Source organism: Streptomyces sp. NPDC033136 (assembly GCF_055578235.1).
This window is the reverse complement of sequence record NZ_JBVIPD010000030.1, coordinates 26,398-45,377: the sequence shown is the minus strand read 5'-3', so window position 1 is coordinate 45,377 and position 18,980 is coordinate 26,398. Positions and strand designations below refer to the sequence as shown.

The 18,980-nt window shown below is 72.7% G+C and carries 16 protein-coding genes and 1 pseudogene; 9 read left to right on the top strand and 8 right to left on the bottom strand.

Going from position 1 to position 18,980, the window contains the following annotated elements; all coding sequences use genetic code 11:
• Positions 1–14 precede the first annotated feature (14 nt).
• On the top strand, positions 15–2,096 hold the full coding sequence (locus tag ACZ5TL_RS35540; RefSeq protein ID WP_468594913.1) for a pectinesterase family protein: 2,082 nt from the start codon (positions 15–17) through the stop codon (positions 2,094–2,096).
• A gap of 145 nt (positions 2,097–2,241) precedes the next feature.
• Here ACZ5TL_RS35540 and ACZ5TL_RS35535 read toward each other — a convergent pair whose 3' ends face one another.
• Both ACZ5TL_RS35535 and ACZ5TL_RS35530 read right to left on the bottom strand, forming a co-directional pair.
• Positions 2,242–3,453, bottom strand: a complete 1,212-nt coding sequence (locus tag ACZ5TL_RS35535) for an LmeA family phospholipid-binding protein (RefSeq protein WP_468594912.1) — start codon at positions 3,451–3,453, stop codon at positions 2,242–2,244.
• A gap of 58 nt (positions 3,454–3,511) precedes the next feature.
• Complete coding sequence (locus ACZ5TL_RS35530; protein WP_468594911.1) at positions 3,512–5,329, bottom strand: bifunctional metallophosphatase/5'-nucleotidase; 1,818 nt, start codon at positions 5,327–5,329, stop codon at positions 3,512–3,514.
• Between the two features lie 146 nt (positions 5,330–5,475).
• Between ACZ5TL_RS35530 and mshD the strand changes: the two genes are divergently transcribed.
• Together mshD and ACZ5TL_RS35520 are read left to right on the top strand one after the other, a co-directional pair.
• Positions 5,476–6,456, top strand: coding sequence for a mycothiol synthase (gene mshD, locus ACZ5TL_RS35525; RefSeq protein WP_468594910.1), 981 nt, complete (start codon positions 5,476–5,478; stop codon positions 6,454–6,456).
• 43 nt (positions 6,457–6,499) lie between these two features.
• Positions 6,500–7,012, top strand: a complete 513-nt coding sequence (locus tag ACZ5TL_RS35520) for a GNAT family N-acetyltransferase (RefSeq protein ID WP_468594909.1) — start codon at positions 6,500–6,502, stop codon at positions 7,010–7,012.
• On the opposite strand, the gene ACZ5TL_RS35515 is transcribed toward ACZ5TL_RS35520, so the two are convergent.
• The 6 genes from ACZ5TL_RS35515 to ACZ5TL_RS35490 all read right to left on the bottom strand — a co-directional run bounded on the left by ACZ5TL_RS35515 (position 6,984) and on the right by ACZ5TL_RS35490 (position 12,610).
• A complete protein-coding gene (locus tag ACZ5TL_RS35515; RefSeq protein WP_468594908.1) occupies positions 6,984–8,063 on the bottom strand; it encodes a LysR family transcriptional regulator in 1,080 nt (359 codons plus the stop codon). The two genes, ACZ5TL_RS35520 and ACZ5TL_RS35515, sit on opposite strands and share 29 nt — an antisense overlap.
• 109 nt (positions 8,064–8,172) lie before the next feature.
• On the bottom strand, positions 8,173–8,802 hold the full coding sequence (locus tag ACZ5TL_RS35510) for an ABC transporter (RefSeq protein ID WP_468594907.1): 630 nt from the start codon (positions 8,800–8,802) through the stop codon (positions 8,173–8,175).
• Positions 8,790–10,313, bottom strand: a complete 1,524-nt coding sequence (locus ACZ5TL_RS35505; RefSeq protein ID WP_468594906.1) for an ABC transporter permease — start codon at positions 10,311–10,313, stop codon at positions 8,790–8,792. The genes ACZ5TL_RS35510 and ACZ5TL_RS35505 overlap by 13 nt, the downstream gene beginning before the upstream one ends.
• Positions 10,310–11,170: an ABC transporter ATP-binding protein gene (locus tag ACZ5TL_RS35500; RefSeq protein WP_468594905.1), complete on the bottom strand. Its 861-nt coding sequence runs from the start codon at positions 11,168–11,170 to the stop codon at positions 10,310–10,312. Before ACZ5TL_RS35500 ends, ACZ5TL_RS35505 begins: the two co-directional genes overlap by 4 nt.
• Positions 11,167–12,003 (bottom strand): zf-HC2 domain-containing protein, encoded by an 837-nt coding sequence (locus ACZ5TL_RS35495; RefSeq protein WP_468594904.1) that lies wholly within the window; start codon positions 12,001–12,003, stop codon positions 11,167–11,169. Before ACZ5TL_RS35495 ends, ACZ5TL_RS35500 begins: the two co-directional genes overlap by 4 nt.
• Positions 12,004–12,061: 58 nt before the next feature.
• Positions 12,062–12,610 carry an RNA polymerase sigma factor gene (locus ACZ5TL_RS35490; RefSeq protein ID WP_468594903.1) on the bottom strand — a complete coding sequence of 183 codons (549 nt, stop codon included), beginning with the start codon at positions 12,608–12,610 and terminating at the stop codon, positions 12,062–12,064.
• A gap of 89 nt (positions 12,611–12,699) precedes the next feature.
• Here ACZ5TL_RS35490 and ACZ5TL_RS35485 point away from each other — a divergent pair.
• The 6 genes and pseudogenes from ACZ5TL_RS35485 to pstS form a co-directional block, all read left to right on the top strand.
• Positions 12,700–13,248: pseudogene (locus tag ACZ5TL_RS35485) on the top strand (ABC transporter permease); the annotation flags it as partial.
• Positions 13,245–13,451 (top strand): hypothetical protein, encoded by a 207-nt coding sequence (locus ACZ5TL_RS35480; RefSeq protein WP_468594902.1) that lies wholly within the window; start codon positions 13,245–13,247, stop codon positions 13,449–13,451. The pseudogene ACZ5TL_RS35485 and the gene ACZ5TL_RS35480, both read left to right, overlap by 4 nt.
• A gap of 329 nt (positions 13,452–13,780) precedes the next feature.
• A complete protein-coding gene (locus ACZ5TL_RS35475) occupies positions 13,781–16,012 on the top strand; it encodes an RNA degradosome polyphosphate kinase (RefSeq protein WP_468594901.1) in 2,232 nt (743 codons plus the stop codon).
• On the top strand, positions 15,993–17,066 hold the full coding sequence (locus tag ACZ5TL_RS35470; protein ID WP_468594900.1) for a CHAD domain-containing protein: 1,074 nt from the start codon (positions 15,993–15,995) through the stop codon (positions 17,064–17,066). The genes ACZ5TL_RS35475 and ACZ5TL_RS35470 overlap by 20 nt, the downstream gene beginning before the upstream one ends.
• Complete coding sequence (locus ACZ5TL_RS35465) at positions 17,063–17,542, top strand: NUDIX hydrolase (RefSeq protein WP_468594899.1); 480 nt, start codon at positions 17,063–17,065, stop codon at positions 17,540–17,542. Before ACZ5TL_RS35470 ends, ACZ5TL_RS35465 begins: the two co-directional genes overlap by 4 nt.
• Positions 17,543–17,804: 262 nt before the next feature.
• The gene (gene pstS / locus ACZ5TL_RS35460) at positions 17,805–18,932 is read left to right on the top strand and encodes a phosphate ABC transporter substrate-binding protein PstS (RefSeq protein WP_468594898.1); all 1,128 of its coding nucleotides are present in this window, start codon (positions 17,805–17,807) and stop codon (positions 18,930–18,932) included.
• Positions 18,933–18,980: the final 48 nt, after the last annotated feature.

Sequence of the window (18,980 nt, the reverse complement as noted above, 5' to 3'; positions counted from 1 at the left end):
GAACGGATCGCCGTATGAGTGAGCCGCGTAGCACGTCCCGTCCCCGTCACCGCAGAAGCCGCACCGCCCTGGCGTTGGGCGTTCCCCTGGCCCTGACCGCCGCCGGCACCCTCGCCTACGGCACCGATCTCGGAGTCCTGGGCTCCACCGCCCAGGAGGCCTCCGCCGCGGTCCCGGCCTGGGCCTCCGCCACCGCAGACGGGTTCGCCTCCGTCAACTCGCTCGGGCAGAACGGGACGTACGGCGGCCGGGACGGCAAGACCGTCACGGTGAAGACGCAGGCCGAGCTGGAGAAGTACGCCACCGCCGCCGAGCCGTACGTCATCGTCGTCGCCGGGGCCATCAACATGAACCCGGCCGGCAAAGAGATCAAGGTCCGGTCCGACAAGACCATCGTGGGTCAGGGGACCTCCGGGCACATCGTCGGCGGCGGGTTCTTCCTCGGCCAGGGCGTGCACAACGTGATCATCCGGAACCTGACCATCCGGGACGCGTACCAGGGCATCTGGAACGACAAGGACCACGACTTCGACGCGATCCAGATGGACGGCGCCCATCACGTGTGGATCGACCACAACGACCTGCGCCACATGGCCGACGGGCTCATCGACGTCCGCAAGGACAGCACGAACGTCACCGTCTCCTGGAACAGGCTGAGCGACAACAACAAGACCTTCGGCATCGGCTGGACCGAGAACGTCAAGACCGACATCACGATCCACCACAACTGGATCCGCGAGACCGAGCAGCGCAACCCGTCCACCGACAACGCCGCCCACGCGCACCTCTACAACAACTTCCTGGAGGACGTCCCGGGCACGGACATCAAGTCGTCGTACGGCAACTACTCGCGCGGCAGGACCAAGATGGTCCTGGAGAACTCCCTCTTCAAGGGCATCAGGAACCCGGTCATCAAGGACAGCGGCGCCGCCGTCGTCCAGCGCGGCAACTCCTTCTCCGGCACCAGCGGGCGCAACGAGAGCGGCGGGACCGCCTTCGACCCGAAGGCCTACTACCCGTACACCCTCGACAAGGCCGCCGACCTCCCGTCGGTCCTCAAGGCCGGTGCCGGGCCCCGCGCCTCCATCGGGACGACCGCCTCCGCCAAGAGCACGACCGCCTCCGCCAAGGCCGCGGCCGCGACCACCCTCACCGTCGCCAAGGACGGCAGCGGCCAGTACCGCACCGTGCAGGCCGCCGTGGACGCCGTACCGGCGAACAACCGCTCGCGGGTCGTGATCGCGGTCAAGCCGGGCACGTACCGGGAGCTGGTGAAGGTGCCGTCCAACAAGCCGCACGTCACCATCCAGGGCACCGGCGGCAGCCGCAAGGACACGACGATCGTCTACAACAACGCCTCCGGTACGCCGAAGCCCGGCGGCGGCACGTACGGCACCTCCGGCAGCGCCACCGTCGCCGTCCAGGCCGACGACTTCCAGGCCCGGAACCTGACCATCTCCAACGACTTCGACGAGGCGAGGAACCAGAGCCTGAACGGCCACCAGGCCGTCGCCCTGCGGACCGCCGCCGACAGGGTGTTCCTGGACGGGGTCATCGTCAGCGGCGACCAGGACACGCTGCTGCTCGACACCGCGTCGAAGGACCGGCTGGGCCGGGTCTACGTCCGCAACTCCTACGTCATCGGCAACGTCGACTTCATCTTCGGGCGGGCCACGGCCGTCATCGACAGGTCCGTCATCACGCTGAAGAAGCGCTGGAACGGCACCTCGGCCGGCTACATCACCGCCCCCAGCACCGCCGCGAACCGCAAGGGCATCCTGATCGCCAACTCCACGGTGAACGGCGATGTCTCGAACGGCAGCTTCTACCTCGGGCGGCCCTGGCACGCGGGCGGTGACGCCTCGCTCGACCCGCAGACCACGGTCCGCAACACCAACCTCAGCGCCGCGATCAAGTCCACGCCGTGGACCGACATGAGCGGCTTCTCGTGGAAGGACGACCGGTTCGCCGAGTACGGCAACTACGGCGCCGGTGCGGGCCCGGCGAGCACCAACCGGCCGCACCTGAGCGACGCGCAGGCCGCGAACCAGGAGGTCGGGGACTGGCTCGCGGGCTGGACGCCTTCGGCGTCCTGAAGGCTCCCTCCCGGGTCCGGCTGACGAGCGGCGCCGGACCCGGGAGGGCCACCATGCCGATGCCGGGCGGGGATAGTGAAAAGACCCCTTAGGGGTCCTTTCCGCCTCCGGTCCGGCTGTCCTCCGATGAGCGGGCCCCACCCGGCTACGAACCCAAGGTCAGCCCCGTCCCCGCCACCCGCACCCGGATGCCGTCCTCTTCCACGCGCACATCCCGCAGCCGCACCTCTCCCTGCTCGGGCTCCGGCAGTTCGAACGCCAGGGACAGCCGGTCGGCCAGGACCGGGCGGGTCAGGCCGGACAGGGAGTCGAGGAGGTCGGGGTCCAGGCCGAGGCGGCGGAGCACCTGGGGGTTGTCCAGGGCCAGGTCGATGAGGTTGAGGCGCTGGGCCTGGCGGGCGAAGCGCGGGGTGCCGGTCAGCTCGGTGAGCTTGCCGTCGTCGGCCAAGGCCTCGCGTGCGGTCGCCTCGGGCACGCCCATCCGCCGCACGATGGCCGGGACCGACAGCAGCGCCTTGGCCTTGCGGGTCTCCCGGGCGAGGTCGGCGGTCCCCTTGGCCGTCAGGTGCAGGCCCTCCGAGGCGCGGGTGCCCGGGCGGTAGGTGGCCAGGTCGCCGATGTCCAGGCGCATGTTGCCGATCTCGGTGGCGATGCCCCGCTCGCCCTGCCGATGGATCCGTGCCTCGGCACGCACCCGGAGGTCGTGCCCGGCGACCGGCAGGGTGCCGTCGGCCCGGACCCGGTCGCGGCCCTCGCCGGTGAAGGTCACCTGGGAGGCGCCGAGTTCGCGGTTGAGGTCGGCGAAGGAGAGCTGAACCTCCCCGTCGAAGCGGGGGATGTGGGCGCCGCGCACGGACGTGAGCCCGTCGGCGTCCAGCCGGATGTCGTGGGCCGTGGCCGACACCTTCGCCAGGGAGACGCGGTCGGCGGCGACATCGGGGACCGTCACCTTGACCGAGTCCAGCCGCTTGTCGGCGAGTTGGGTGAGGAAGGGGAAGCCGCCGATGTCCACCTCGGGCGCGGCGGCCAGGTCGAGCCGGTCCTTGAGGGTGTCCGCGGCCCGGTGCTCGGCGTACAGCACGGCCCAGCGGTCGCCGAGGGCGACGAAGGCGCAGAGGACGACGAGTCCCACGACCGCCTTCATCGCCGACGGCAGTCCGGCAAAACGATTCTTCCGGCGGCGCCGGCCGCCGCGGCGGTGGTCGGGCGGCGCCCAGGCGCCCTCGGCGCCCTGATCACGTTCCTCGGGGAGGAACTCCTCCAGAGGGGTCTCCTCCAGAGGCCCGTCGTCGAGGGCACCGAGTTCCTCGTACGGGTTCGGACGGGGATGCGCAACTGCGTGGTGGGGGGTACGCATCGATCCATCCGATCATGCGTACCGCCCCCTGCCGCAACTCGAACCCCGGGTATGCGACTTACTTCACGACGGTGATGCGGTCCGCCTTCGGCGGCGCCAGCGGGCTGGACGCCGAGGAGTTGGCCGTCAGGTACTGCTCCAGCGCGGCCAGGTCGTCGGCGCCGACGACGTCGTTCGTACCCTGGCCGAGCGTCGGGAAGCCGTCGCCGCCGCCCGCGAGGAAGCTGTTCGTCGCGACGCGGTAGGTGGCCGCCGGGTCGATGGCCGCGCCGTTCAGCTTGATCGAGTCCGTGACCACACGGTCGGCGCCGGACTGGGTGAGGTCCAGCGTGTAGGTGAGGCCGGACGACACCTGGAGGACCTTGGGCGACGCCGCGTTCGAGCCGGTCACCTGCTCCTTGAGCACCTGGATCAGCTGCGCGCCCGTGAAGTCCTGCAGGTTCACGGTGTTGGCGAAGGGCTGGACCGTGAAGCCCTCGGCGTAGGTCACGACACCGTCGCCCTCACCGGCCTTGGCCGCGTACGTCATCGGCGCCCGGATACCGCCCGGGTTCATCAGCGCCAGGTCCGTCTCCGGGTCCAGCTGCTTGCCGTGCGCGAGCTGGGCGTCGGCGATGAGGTCGCCGAGCGGGGACTCCGTACCGGTGTTGACGATGTCGCCGGAGATGTGGCCGATCGCGCGGTTGCCGATGGGCGCGGCCAGGGTGTTCCACTTGCTGATCAGCTCGGTCATGTCGGGCGCCTTGGGGACGTCCCGGGTGACCACGCGGTTCGCCGACTTCACCGCCGTACGGGCGATGTCACCGGTCCGCCGGTCGTACGTCAGCGTGGTGTCGGTGTAGAGGCGGCCGAAGGAGGCGGCCGAGGTGACCATGCGGGGCTTGCCCGCCGGGTCGTCGATGCTGCACACGTACGCGCTGTGGGTGTGGCCGGTGACCAGCGCGTCCACCTGCGACGTGACGTTCTTGGCGATGTCGACGATCGGGCCGGAGATGCCGTCGCCCGCGCCCGGGGCGTCACAGTCGTAGTTGTACGACGTCGACGCCGGGAAGCCGCCCTCGTGGATGAGCGCGACGATCGACTTCACGCCCTGCCTCTGGAGCACCCTGGCGTACTTGTTGATCGTCTCGACCTCGTCCTTGAAGGAGAGGCCCTTGACGCCCTCGGCGGAGACGATGTCCGGGGTGCCCTCCAGGGTCACGCCGATGAAGCCGACCTTGACGCCCTTCTTCTTCCACACCCAGTAGGGCTTGAGGATCGGCCTCTTCGTCTTCTCGTCGAGGACGTTGGCGGCCAGGTAGGGGAAGTCGGCGCCCTGGAACTTCTCGTCCGTGTAGCAGCCGTCCTTCGGATGGCAGCCGCCGTTCTGCAGGCGGGCCAGCTCCTTGGCGCCCTCGTCGAACTCGTGGTTGCCGACGGAGGTGACGTCGAGGTCGAGCTTGTTCAGCGCCTCGATGGTGGGCTCGTCGTGGAAGAGGCCGGAGATCAGCGGGGAGGCACCGACCATGTCGCCGCCGGCGGCGGTGATGGAGTACTTCTCGCCCTTGCGGGCCTGCCGCAGGTGCGTGGCGAGGTACTCGACGCCACCCGCGTCGATGGTCTTCGTGGTGCCGTCGTGCTGGTGCTCGGTGACGCGGCCGGACGAGCCCGCCGGCGGCTCCAGGTTGCCGTGCAGGTCGTTGAAGGACAGCAGCTGCACGTCCTGGTAGCGGCCGGGCCAGTGCCCGCCCTTGCGGTGGTCCTCCCCGGCGGTCGCCGCACCCGGCAGCGCCGCCGCGGCCAGCGCGCCGACGGTGACGACACCGGCGGCGAGAGCGAGGACACGGTGGGTACGACGTCTCCGACGCTCCTGATGCGCCGGTGAAGTGGCTGGCATACGCCCCCCTGTTGGGTCTGCTGGGACAGTGATGTCGTCCGGCGCAGCCTAGAGTCAACGCGCGTAGCGCGACAGGCCTTTCCGGGTTACGACCTGGTTGCTTCTTTGCCGCCGATTTGCCGGTGGCGCCCCGTACCCTCGTACGCATGACCAGCGACGACACCGTACGGCCCGGCCGCCCCCGCTCGATCGAGACCCTTGCCGCGCTCTCCGCGGAGCAGACCGAGGCCGTGTTCGGGCTGCTCGACGAGGCGGCCCGGACCGACGGGCAGCAGGCGGTGTCCGAACAGGGGCGGTTGCAGTTGCAGCACTTCAGGGCGTCGCGAAGCGACTCCGTCGAGGGCGGTGGTGGGAGCCGGGCGGGCGGGGAGCGGGAGGGCGTGTCCCATCTGCTGCTCACCACCGGCGGGGAACTCGTCGGTTATGCCCAGCTGGAGGACACGGACGAGGTGGAGCCGCCGGCCGCCGAGCTGGTCGTGCACCCCGGGCACCGCGGGCAGGGGCACGGGCGGGCGCTCGGCTCGGCGCTGCTGGCGGCGTCGGGGAAGCGGCTGCGGGTGTGGGCGCACGGCGGGCACTCCGCCGCCCGGCACCTCGCGCAGGTCCTGGGTCTGACGCTGTTCCGTGAACTGCGCCAGATGCGGCGGCCGTTGACCGACTTCGACGCGCCCGAGCCCGCGCTGCCCGAGGGCGTCACCGTCCGCCCCTTCGTCCCCGGCCAGGACGACGCGGCCTGGCTCGCGGTGAACGCCGCCGCCTTTGCCCACCACCCCGAACAGGGCTCCCTCACCCAGCGCGACCTCGACGACCGCAAGGCCGAGCCGTGGTTCGACCCCGCCGGTTTCTTCCTCGCCTTCCGCGGCGACGAACTCGTCGGCTTCCACTGGACCAAGGTCCACGCCCAGGAGGGCCTGGGCGAGGTGTACGTCCTCGGGGTCGGACCGGGCGCGCAGGGCGGCGGCCTCGGCAAGGCCCTCACCACGATCGGGCTCCGGCATCTGGCGGGGCAGGGACTGCCGACCGCGATGCTGTACGTCGACGCCGACAACAAGGCGGCGGTGTCGGTGTACGAGCGGCTGGGCTTCGTGACGCACGAGGTGGACCTGATGTACCGGACGGAGACCTGAGGGGCCCGATCCGCCCGCGGGACGGGCGTGCGAGGATCCCCGCGTGAGTGACCTGCGCGTACGCCCCGCCACCGAGGCCGACCTGGCCGCCCTGGTCCGCCTCCGCGACGCCGCGGCCCGCTGGATGCTGGCCCGCGGCGTCACCGGGCAGTGGCGGCCCGGGGAGCTGGGCGAGGGCCACTTCCGCCGGGTCATGGCCCACGGCGAGGTCTGGCTGGCGGAGGCCGGCGGGAGCCTGGCCGGTGCCTGGGAGCTGTGGTGGGAGGACGAGGACGCCTGGGGCCCGCAGCCGCCCGTCGCCGGGTACGTGCACCGGCTCATGGTGGACCGCGGCACCGCGGCGCCCGGGACGGGGCGGCTGCTGCTGAGCGCGGCGGAAAACCGGGTGGCCTCGGCGGGGCGGACGACGGTGCGCCTGGACTGCCTGGCCGGCAACGCGCAGCTCAACGCCTACTACCAGGACGCCGGTTACCGCGTCGTGGGCCGCAAGGAGGGCAAGCCGCAGCCGGGCGGGCCGCCCAAGTCCTTCACTCTGCTGGAGAAGCGGCTCGGGTAGGCGCGGGGCCCGCGGGGTCCGCGGGCGCCGCAGGGTCCGCGGGGGCCGCAGGGTCCGCGGGGGCCGCAGGGTCCGCGGGGGCCGCAGGGTCCGCGGGGGCCGCGGGGGCCGCGGGTTTCGCGGGTTTCGCCCACGACGGCCGCCAGGTCTCGCCCTCCGGCGGCCGCGGGCGGGTCGCGACCAGGTAGTCGCGCAGCGCGGTCAGGCCGGGATGCGGGTTGTCCGTGCGCCGGAGCAGGGAGTGCGGGTAGACCGGGGTCGGGTCCCGCAGCGGGACGAGCCGCAGGTCGTGGGCGACCGGCCAGACGTACGGGGTCCGTTCGCTGAGGAAGGTCGCCACGGTGGGGGAACCGGCGATCGTGTCGAGGAGCGCCTCGAGGCCGAAGTTGGGCCCGATGGTGTCGATGGCCGGCCCGAACTCGGCGGCGAGTTCCTCGTAGTAGGCGTGCCACTCGGTGCCCGGCGCGTTGCCCGGCATCCAGATCCGGTGCCCGGCGAGCTGCGCGGGCGTCACGTAGGGGGCCCGGGCGAACGCGTGGCCGGGGCCGACGCACAGCCGTAGCTGCTCGTCGAGGCACGGCAGGGCCGTGATGCCGTCGGGGAGCCGGTGCCCGGGCATGGTGACGGCACGGAAGGTGGCGTCGACGGACCCGTCCCGTACGGCGGCCATGGCCGTGTCCGCGTCGAACAGCGTGACGACGTCCAGCGCGATCTCCGGGTGCGCCCGGTGGAAGTCCCGTACCAGCCCGCCGGGGGCGGCTCGGCGTCCCACGACGTCCACCCGCAGCGCGCGGTCCCCGGGCCGCACGGCGGCGACGGCCCGCTCCTCCGCCTGGAGCAGGACCCGGGCGTGCGGCAGCAGCGCCTGCCCGTCGATGGTGAGCTCCGCGCCGCGCGGCGTACGGACCAGCAGCCGTACGCCGAGGTCCTTCTCCAGCGCGGCGATCCGCTTGGACACGGCCTGCTGGGTGAGGGCCAGATCCACGGCGGCCTTCTGGAACTGCCCGGAGTCGGCGATCGCGACGAAGGCCCGTACGGCTTTGAGGTCCACGAGGGGGAGCCTAGCCGCACAACAGGTGGTTGTCGGACGTCCCGACGGTGCCGGATCTCAGGGCCTGACTAGCCCGACTGCCACAACTACTCGATGTACCCGGCACCCGCTAGAGCCGGGCCCGCCGCCGCACCGGCTCCACCGCACTCACCACTCCCAGGATCACGGCCCCGGCCAGCACCACGGCCCACCGGTCGTGGGCCGCCGCCCACCGCTCGTCCTGCACCGGCACGAACAGGGCCCAGCGGCGGGGCCAGAACAGCATGGCCAGGACGGCTGTGGTCAACAGCCCGCCCGCGACCGGCAGTCCGGGCCGGGCCACCTCGCTGAAGCGCACTGCGGCCGCCGCGCCGGTCACCGCCAGGACGAAGGCGGCCCCGGCCTCCAGCGTGATGTCACCGACCGGGGGCCGCACGCGCGGCGGCACGAGCAGCAGGGCCACCGTCCACCAGGCCGCCGCGGCCGGAACGGCCAGGGCGACGCGCAGGGCGACACGGACCGGACGCGGCGTCGGCACGGCGGCCGTGGTGTGCCGGGCCGGGTCGTCCAGGAGGAAGGCCAGGCCCACCGCGAAGGCGAGGATCGCGGCCCGCAGCAGGTACAGGGAGAGCCCTTCCGCGCTCTCGCCGGTCCGGGTCAGCGCGGCGAGCAGCAGTCCCGTTCCGCCTGCCGCGGCGACCGCGCCCCAGGGCAGCGTCCGGTGGACGGCGAGCACCAGTTCCCGCGTCAGTCGAAGCACTTGTCCTCCCCCTCGGGTGCGGGGACGCCCAGCAGCCCGGCGGCCCGGGCCGCGGTGATCTTCGGTGTGGTGAGTTCGTCCCACCGGTCCTTGACCCGCGCACCGGCCTCACCGCGGGGCAGGGCGAGCAGCGCGCGCAACACCTCGGTCTGCGCCTCGGTCATGTACAGCCCGTTGGTGGGCTGGAGCACCACGGCGGAGCCGGTGACGCTGTCGTCGAGCCGGACGCGGCGCAGCGCGCCGAGAGGGTCGGACTCCCAGCCCACGGCCAGCCACATGAGGGGCACGATGCGGCCGTCGCAGATCGAGGTCGCGGCCTCCTCGTCGCCCGCGATCAGCACACCGGCCACGGCGGCCGAGAACTCGGGGGCGCGGTTGCCGCCCCACCGGGTGCCCACCGTCACCTCGTGCGGGCGCTTCAGCGGATCCAGAGCGGAGTCACTGGAGAGGCCGTAGCGCGCCTCGACCCGTTGCCGTACGACGACGCCCTGCTCGCGGGCGCTGCCCCCGGCCAGGGACCGGACGCGTTCCACCACCGTGGCCCAGTCGCCGACCCGCGGCCCCCACTCGGAGAACGCGCAGTACATCGACCCGTCCCGCCGGGCGCAGGACTGCACCTGCTCGGGGTGCACCGTGGCGCGTTCGCGCGCCTTGACCAACTCGGGGGACTCGCCCGCCGACTGGGCCACTCCGCCCACCACAGTCATGGCCAGCGCCCCGGCGGCACTGGCGAGGACGACCGGCTTGCGGCCGCCGGCCACGAGCACCGCCAGCAGCCCGAGGCTGAGCGCCAGCCCGGCCAGGTACAGGGCGTGCCAGGCGGCGGGCCGGCCCATCAGGTCGGAGGGCAGGGTGTTGCTGGTCCCCTCGCCGACGGCCGGCATGAGCCACTGCTCCCAGCCGTCCCCCGTTCCCGCACCGGAGAGGAACATGAACGCGAACAGGCAGAACACGATCATCAGCGGGGCGGCCAGAGCCGACCTCACCAGAGCGGCCGCCAGCAGCCCGAGCAGCCCGCACAACAGCACCGTCAGGGGACCCACGAGCAGCTCGCCCACCGAGCCGTGCCCGATCGCACCGGGGCGGAGCGCCTCCCGGCCGAACTGCCCGGCCACGCACACGGCGGTGAGCAGGGCCGCGGCCACGACCGACAGCGCGTGGGCGACCGTCCGGCGCCACGGCGGGAGCACCAGCACGGCGAAGTGCCGATCCGTGCCGTGCCGTCGGGAGCGCAGCGCGGCGTGGTTGGCGGACAGCAGGACCGCGAGGCCGACCAGCATGGGAGCGCTCTGGGTGGCGCGGTCGGCGTCCTGGAGTGCCGGGTAGCCGCCCCAGTCCCTGCCGGCGCGCCACACGGTCCAGCCGAGGTACAGGGCGAAGGCGAGGAGCACCGGAATCCGGGTCAGCAGCCGGCGTGACTCGAACAGGGCCAGGGCGAACACGGCCTTCCAGAGCCCGCCCGGCTCGTCCCGCGTCCCGGACACGAGCGGCTTCTCCACCACGGCGGTCATGCGGCCACCTCCGCTCCGGTGCTGTCGAGCGTGAGCAGGTAGCCGTCCTCCAGGGTGGGTTCCAGCAGCTCGGCGCCGGGCGGCGGGTCCCCCACGTTCCGGAAGGTCCCGGTCCCGGTGCGCCACCCCGCCTTGGCGGCCGGGTCCCGCTCGGTGCTGCTCCACACGCGCCCCGCGGCCCGCGCGGTCAGCTCGGCCGGAGTGCCCTCGAACCGCACCTGCCCGCCGGCCAAGACCACCACGCGGTGGCAGAGCATCGCCACGTCCTCCGTCTGATGGGTGGACAACAGCACCGTCCGCCCCTCCCCGGCTCCGGCGATCAACTCCCGGAACCGCATGCGCTGTTCGGGGTCCAGCCCCACGGTCGGCTCGTCCAGGACCAGGAACCCGGGGTCACCGACCAGGGCGGCCCCGAGGGCGACTCGCTGCCGCATTCCCCCGGACAGCTTGCGGATCCGCTTGCCCCGCACCTCCGCCAGGCCGACCTCGTCGAGCACCCGCCGTACCTCCCGGTGCCGGGCGCCCCGGCCGGTCATCTCCTTCAGGATCGCCACGTAGTCGACGAACTCGAAGGCGGTGAAGTCCGGGTGGAAGCCCGGCGTCTGCGGCAGATAGCCCAGCCGGCGCCGCACTTCCTGCCGGCCGCGGGCGGTGCCCGGGTCGTGCCCGAGCACGGTGAAGGCCCCCCGGTCGGCGGGCAGGGCCGTGGCGAGCACCCGCAGCAGCGTGGTCTTGCCGGCGCCGTTGGGGCCGAGCAGCCCGGTGACACCGGCGGTCAGCCGCAGCGACACGTCGTCGAGGGCGTGGGTGCCGCCGTAGCGGAGGCTGAGCCCGGAGGCGGACACGGTCGGAGTCATACGGCACGTCCCTGGAAGAGGTCGAATCGGTCACGGAGGAGGAAGAGCAGCCCGGCGGCGAGCGCGGCGACCAGCGCCGCCACGCCCTGCCCGGCGGCGGTGAACGGCGCGAGCGGCACCTCGGGCCCCGCCCGCAGCGCCTCGGCCAGCACCAGCAGCCCGGCCCAGGCCCCGCCGACCAGCGACGGCGCGAGCACCGGCCCCAGCCGGGGCGTCAGCGCCAGCCCGGTCGCGGTGAGCGCGAGCGAGGGCAGCAGCCAGGCCAGCGCCCGCAGCCCGTACGCGGGCAGCGCGAGCGTCGCCAGCCCGTTCAGCCCGAGCACCACACCCAGCACGGCCACCGTCCGGATCATCAGCAGCCGGAACCCGTGCATCGGGGCGACCACGGCCATCTCGTACGTGGGATCCAGCGCGGGCCCGTACGACAGCGCCACCCCCGCCAGCGGCAGCAGCGGCGCGAGAGCGAGGAACAGCATGGGGAACTCCCCGTTCCGCACGGCGTGCCCGGCCCCGACGCTCAGCAGCAGCACGACGACGACGGCCCCCAGCCAGGACCGCCGCAGCACCGGCGCCGCCGCCAGCAGCCGGGCGGTGTGCCCGGCCACCCCGACCCGCACGAGCAGCCCCTCCAGCACTCCCGTCCGGGGCGCGTCGAGTTCGGCGTCGAGCCGCTCCCAGCCCGCGTCGAGCACGGCGGGGTCACTCACCTCGGCGAGCACACCCCGGCACCGGGCGCAGGCGGTCAGGTGCGCGTCGGCGGACCACACGGCGGGTGCCGCCAGCTCCGCCCGCGCGTATGCGCGCAGGTCCTCTTCAGGCACGTGCCAGCTCATGAGGTCACCTCCGGCCGCCGCGTGCGGGCGGGCCGCAGCCGTTTCCGAACGTCCCAGCTCATGCCAACGCCTCCCGCAGCTGCTTGCGGGCCCGCATCGCCCGCGTCTTGACCGTCCCCGGCGGAATCCCCAGCAGTACGGCCGCCTCGCGGGTCGTCAGCCCGTCGATGACCGTCACCTGCAGCACCGCCCGCAACTCCGGCGACAGCCGGACCAGCGCCCCGGCGAGGTCCCCGTGCTCCACTCCCGCGAGCACGCGCTCCTCCGCCGACACCTCGTCGCGGTGCCGGAGCCGCGCCAGGGCCTGCCGCAGCCGCCCCCGCGCCCCGTCGCCCCGCAGGGCGTCCACCAGCCGCCGCGACCCGATGCGCCACAGCCACCCGGCCGCGTCCGCGGAGTGGCCCTCCCGGTAGCGGGCCGTGCCCCGCCACACCGCGAGGAAGGTCTCCTGGACGACGTCGTCGACGACGCCCACGTCGGCGCACCGCCCCCGCAGCCGGGCCCGGAGCCACGGCGCGTGCCGCCGGTACAGCTCTTCGAAGGCTCGCCGGTCGGCGTCCGCGGCGATGGCCCGCAGCAGCTCCCCGTCGCTTCTCGTCTCGCTCACGTCTCCTCATCGGACGGCCCGGCTCGAACGGTTCACGCGAGCGGGCTTGACTTCCCGGGCCCCTTCCATCACCTTTCACTACTCAATTAGCGGGCGGCGCGCTCGTCGGACGTGAGCTGGAGGACGGCACCGCCCGGCTGGCCTGGACCCAGTCGGTCACCCCGGCCCACTGGCTGGCCGCCAAGCTGGCCGTCCCGGCCCTGCTGCTGGTGCCGGGCACGCTCGCGATCACCCTGCTGCACCGCGCGCTGTGGTCGTCGGACGGCCGCCTCATGGTCGTCATGGGCTGGCACGAGTGGCACGACGACAGCGTCTTCGAGGCCAACGGCACCCTCGCCACCGCCTACACCCTGGCCGCCCTGGCCCTCGGCGTCCTGGCCGGCGTGCTGCTGCGCCGCGCGCTGCCCGCTCTCGGCGTGGCGGTCCTGGCCGTGTCGTCCCTGGTCCACGTGCTGGACGAGGCGCGCCCTCACCTGTGGCCGCTGAAGCCCGGGACGCCCGTGCTGATGCACGAGCACCCGGCCTCCCACTTCTGGCCCCTGCAGCTCGTGGAGACCGGCATCGTGCTGGCCGTCGCCGCCCTGACGACAACAGCCGCGTTCGTCCTGCTGCGGCGCCGCACGGGAGCCGCCGTATGACCGCCCTCGGCACGGCGGCCACGCCCGGCACCCGCCCCGGCTCACGCCCGGGCGGCCTGCTCCGCGAGGTCACGCGGACGCACCGCACGGCCCTCGTCCTGTCACTGGTGGCCCTGCAGCACGTGGAGACCGGCCTGCTCCTGGCCGCGGCCGCCACCGCGACGGCCACCGCCTTCCTGCTCCCGACCCGCCGCCTGCCCTGAACCCGGTCCGCGCGTCCGTCCACGGGGGGATGGACGCGCGGACCGTCGCACGCCGATCCCGGAATTCTCCACAGCCTGTGGACGGCCACCGGTCCGCGGCGAGGCCCCTCCGCACCCCCGCGAGCCGCCCCCCGCTATCCCGCACGCCATGTCTCCGTAACCTTTGATTCAGACGAGCTTGCGACGCTCGGCCAATGAATCCCGTTGTGCCCGAGCCTTCGCCTCCGCCAGAGGGGCCCGCGGGGAACGGGAGCACTCATGTGACACCCCCGCTCCCTCCCGCGCTTTCCGACGCGCCCGTGATGCTCGCGGCGCGAAAGAATGGGTCCATGAGCCAGCCGAACACCCAGGCACAGGTCCAGCACGCGCAGCCCTCCGTGGGCTCCATAGCAGCCCACCGCCCGCACACCATCGCGGCGGCCGTCTCCGACCTCGAACCCGACATCGACGCCGACCTCGACGCGTACGAGGAGTCGCCGTACGACGGACCCCAGCTGCCGCAGGGCCGATTCCTCGACCGGGAGCGCAGCTGGCTCGCGTTCAACGAGCGCGTGCTCGAACTCGCCGAGGACCCGAACACGCCCCTGCTGGAGCGGGCCAACTTCCTCGCGATCTTCGCCAGCAACCTGGACGAGTTCTTCATGGTCCGGGTCGCCGGCCTGAAGCGCCGCATCGCCACCGGCGTGGCCACCCGCTCCGCCTCCGGCCTCCAGCCGCGCGAGGTGCTCGAGATGATCTGGGCCCGCTCCCGCGAGCTCATGGCCCGGCACGCCGCCTGCTACCACGAGGACGTCGCCCCCGCACTCGCGGAGGAGGGCATCCACCTGGTCCGCTGGAACGAGCTGCAGGAGAAGGAGCAGGCCCGCCTGTTCACCCTGTTCCGGCACCAGATCTTCCCCGTCCTGACCCCGCTCGCGGTCGACCCGGCGCACCCCTTCCCGTACATCTCCGGCCTGTCCCTGAACCTGGCCGTCGTCGTGCGGAACCCGGTCACGGGCCACAAGCACTTCGCCCGCGTCAAGGTGCCGCCGCTGCTGTCCCGGTTCCTGGAGAGCTCCCCGGGCCGCTACGTCCCCATCGAGGACGTCATCGCCGCCCACCTGGAGGAGCTGTTCCCGGGCATGGAGGTGCTGGAGCACCACGCCTTCCGCCTCACCAGGAACGAGGACCTGGAGGTCGAGGAGGACGACGCCGAGAACCTGCTCCAGGCCCTGGAGAAGGAGCTCATGCGGCGCCGCTTCGGCCCGCCGGTGCGCCTGGAGGTCGAGGAGTCCATCGACCGCGAGGTCCTGGACCTGCTGGTGCGCGAGCTGAAGATCGGCGAGGCCGAGGTCTACCCGCTGCCGGGCCCGCTGGACCTCACGGGCCTGTTCCGGATCGCCTCCCTGGACCGGCCCGAGCTGAAGTACCGCAAGTTCGTCGCCGGCACCCACCGCGACCTCGCCGAGGTCGAGTCGGCGTCCGCGCCGGACATCTTCGCCGCCCTGCGCGAGCGGGACGTCCTGCTGCACCACCCGTACGACTCGTTCTCCACCTCCGTCCAGGCCTTCCTGGAGCAGGCCGCCGGTGACCCGGCCGTCCTCGCCATCAAGCAGACCCTGTACCGGACCTCGGGCGACTCCCCGATAGTCGACGCGCTCATCGAGGCCGCCGAGTCCGGCAAGCAGGTCCTGGTCCTGGTCGAGATCAAGGCCCGCTTCGACGAGCACGCCAACATCAAGTGGGCCCGCAAGCTGGAGGAGGCCGGCTGCCACGTGGTCTACGGCCTGGTCGGCCTGAAGACCCACTGCAAGCTGTCGCTGGTGGTCCGCCAGGAGGGCGAGACGCTCCGCCGCTACAGCCACGTCGGCACCGGCAACTACCACCCGAAGACGGCCCGCCTCTACGAGGACCTCGGCCTGCTCACGGCCGACCCCCAGGTCGGCGCGGACCTCTCGGACCTCTTCAACCGCCTGTCCGGCTACTCCCGCCGCGAGACCTACCGCCGCCTCCTCGTGGCGCCCAAGTCGCTGCGCGACGGTCTGGTCTCGCGGATCACCAAGGAGATCCAGCACCACCGCGCCGGACGGCCGGCGTACGTCCGCATCAAGGTCAACTCGATGGTCGACGAGGCGATCATCGACGCCTGCTACCGCGCGTCCCAGGCGGGCGTGCCGGTGGACGTGTGGGTGCGCGGCATCTGCGCGCTGCGCCCGGGCGTCGCGGGCCTGTCGGAGAACATCCGGGTCCGTTCGATCCTCGGCCGCTTCCTGGAGCACTCGCGGGTGTTCGCCTTCGGCAACGGCGGTGAACCCGAGCTGTGGTTCGGCAGCGCCGACATGATGCACCGCAACCTCGACCGCCGGATAGAGGCGCTGGTCCGGGTGACCGACCCGGCCCACCGGGCGGCCCTGAACCGGCTGCTGGAGACCGGCATGTCCGACTCCACCGCCTCCTGGCACCTCGGCCCGGACGGCGACTGGACCCGGCATGCGACCGACGCGGACGGCCAGCCCCTGCGCAACGTCCAGGAGATGCTCATAGACGCCCGGAGGCGCCGGCGTGGCAAAGCAACACCTTGACCCGACGGATCCCCGGTCCGGGCACGCCGGGCCCGCTCCCACCGGGGACGTCCTCGCGGGCTATCTGCGGACCCAGGCCACGGAGTTCCTCCGAGCGCTGCGCCTGCACCGGGAGACGGGGTCGGGGGCGAGCGGCTCGGAGGGGTCCGCCGAAGCGGCCCGCGCCCTGCGCCGCTCGGCCCGCCGCATCAGCGCCGGCCTGCACACCTTCCAGTCCCTCCTCGACACCGACTGGTGCGAGAACATGCGCCCGGAACTGGCGTGGGTGTCGGGCACGCTGGCCATGGAACACGCGTACACGGCCCGCCTGGAACGCCTGCTGACGGCCCTGCACCGCTTGTCGGGCTCCACGGCGTTCCCCTCCCAGGCGACCGCCCCGGCCGCGGGCGGTCGCGCCACCGGGGCGGCCTCGGCACCGGAACGCGGCAACCTGACCGTGGGAGCGGCGAAAGCCGGCGCTCTCCTCGACCGCCAGCTCACCCTCGCCCGCACCCGGGCCCACTCCACGACCCTGCAAGCCCTCGGTTCCAGCCGCTTCCACGCCGTCGCGGACAAGGTCGCCGTCCTGGCCAGCGAGGTCCCCCTCGCCACCACCGCCGCCGAAACCGACCTCCGCCCCCTCGCCGCCGCCGCCCAGGACCGCCTCGGCGACGCCGTGACCGCCCTCCCCCTCGTCACCGCGGGACACCCGTACAACGCCGCGGCCCTGGTCCACGGACTGGCCCCGGACACCCATACGCACCCGCAGGACGCCCCGTGGCACCAGGTCCGCCTGCTGCTGCGCCTGCACCGCTATGCCCGCGAAGCCGTCAGCGGCCCCAAGGGCAACGCCGTCGTCGACCTGCGCCTGCTCTCCGCCGGCCAGGCCCTGAACCGGCACCGCGACGCCTCGGAGGCGGCGGCCGCGGCGGCCCAGGCTGCCCGTACCCCCCGGATCGCCCCGGCCACGGCCTACGCCCTCGGGGTGCTCCACGCCGACCAGCGGCACGAGGTGGAGGCGGCGCGTTTCGCGTTCCAGCAGGCCTGGCAGAAGGAGACCGTCAGCGCGTCATGACCGCACGGCACCCAGAAGGCGGTGAACACCAGGTGAGCTCACCCGAGGACACCACCGTTCAGGCCGCGGGCTGCGTCCTGTGGCGCCGCTCCCCCGGCACCGGCGAGCCGGAACTCTGTCTCGTCCACCGGCCGAAATACGACGACTGGTCCTGGCCGAAGGGCAAACTGAAGCGCGCCGAGGAGCCGCTCGCCGGTGCCCTGCGCGAGGTGGCGGAGGAGACGGGCTGCCGGGCCCTGCCGGGCGCCGAACTGCCCACCCTGCGCTACCTGGCGAACGGCCGCCCCAAGCAGGTCCGCTACTGGGCCGCCGAGGCGCTGGCCTGCACTTTCGTGCCGACGGACGAGGTGGACCGGGTGCTGTGGCTGGCACCGGCCGCGGCCCGCGCCCGCCTGACGCAGCCCCATGACCGCCCCCTGGTCGACGCGCTGCTCGCGGTGCTGCACGGGCCGCGGCCGGCCGGCGGACCGGACTGAGACCGTCCACCGCCGTCCGCCGCCGTCCGCGGGCGGCACACGCGACAAGCGGAATCGCCACATGCCCTTCTCGTGAGCAATCCGTGACCTCACCACACCTTAGGCAGGGGTTCACCCGTCGTTCATGTGTGGCCATCGGCGGCTTCACCTGATGTGCCTAATTTCGGCCGTACCGGATGCGAGCCGCGCCTGCTCGGCGCGTCCGTATCACCCAGACTTCGCACGCCGCCGATCAGGAAGGCGGCACCTGGAAGGAACTCAAGTGAAGCTTCAGCGCATGAACCGGCGGGCCCTCGCTCTCGGTGCTCTCGCCGTCTCCGGCGCCCTGGCCCTCACGGCGTGCGGCTCCGACGAGACTGGTGGCAACACGGACGGTGGCTCCTCCAACGCCGCCGCGCCGGGCAACATCAAGTGTGACGATGCCAAGGGCCAGTTGCAGGCGTCGGGCTCCACCGCACAGAAGAACGCGATCGACGCCTGGGTCAAGCAGTACACCGCGGCCTGCAGGAGCGTGCAGGTCAACTACAACCCGACCGGCTCGGGCGCGGGTATCACCGCGTTCCTGCAGGGTCAGACCGCCTTCGCCGGCTCGGACTCCGCGCTGAAGCCCGACGAGGTCGAGAAGTCCAAGAAGGTCTGCTCCGGTGGCCAGGCCATCGACCTGCCGATGGTCGGCGGCCCGGTCGCCGTCGGCTACAAGGTCCCGGGCGTGGACAACCTCGTCCTGGACGCGCCCACCCTCGCCAAGATCTTCGACAGCAAGATCACCAACTGGAACGACCCGGCGATCGCGGAGCTCAACCCCGACGCCAAGCTGCCCGACCTCAAGATCCAGGCCTTCCACCGCTCCGACGAGTCCGGCACCACGGACAACTTCACCAAGTACCTGAAGGCCGCCGCGCCGAGTGACTGGAAGTACGAGCCGGGCAAGGCCTGGGAGGCCAAGGGCGGCCAGTCCGCACAGGGCTCCTCCGGCCTGGCACAGCAGGTGAACCAGACCAACGGTGCGATCTCGTACTTCGAGCTCTCCTACGCCAAGGACGGCATCCAGACGGTCAGCATCGACACGGGCGCCCCCAAGCCGGTCGAGGCCACCCTGGACAACGCCACCAGGGCCATCGCCGCGGCCAAGCAGGTCGGCACCGGCAAGGACCTCGCCCTTGAGCTCGACTACGCGACCAAGGCCGAGGGCGCCTACCCGATCACGCTGGTGACCTACGAGATCGTCTGCGACAAGGGCAACAAGGCCGAAACCCTGCCCTCGGTCAAGTCCTTCCTCGGCTTCATGGCCTCCGAGGACGGCCAGGGTCTGCTGGAGGACGCCGACTACGCCCCGATGCCCGATGAGGTCATCACCAAGGTCCGCGAGACCATCAACGGCCTCAGCTGACCTGAGTGTGCGGCCCAGCCCCGACCGGGGCTGGGCCGCACCGTCCGG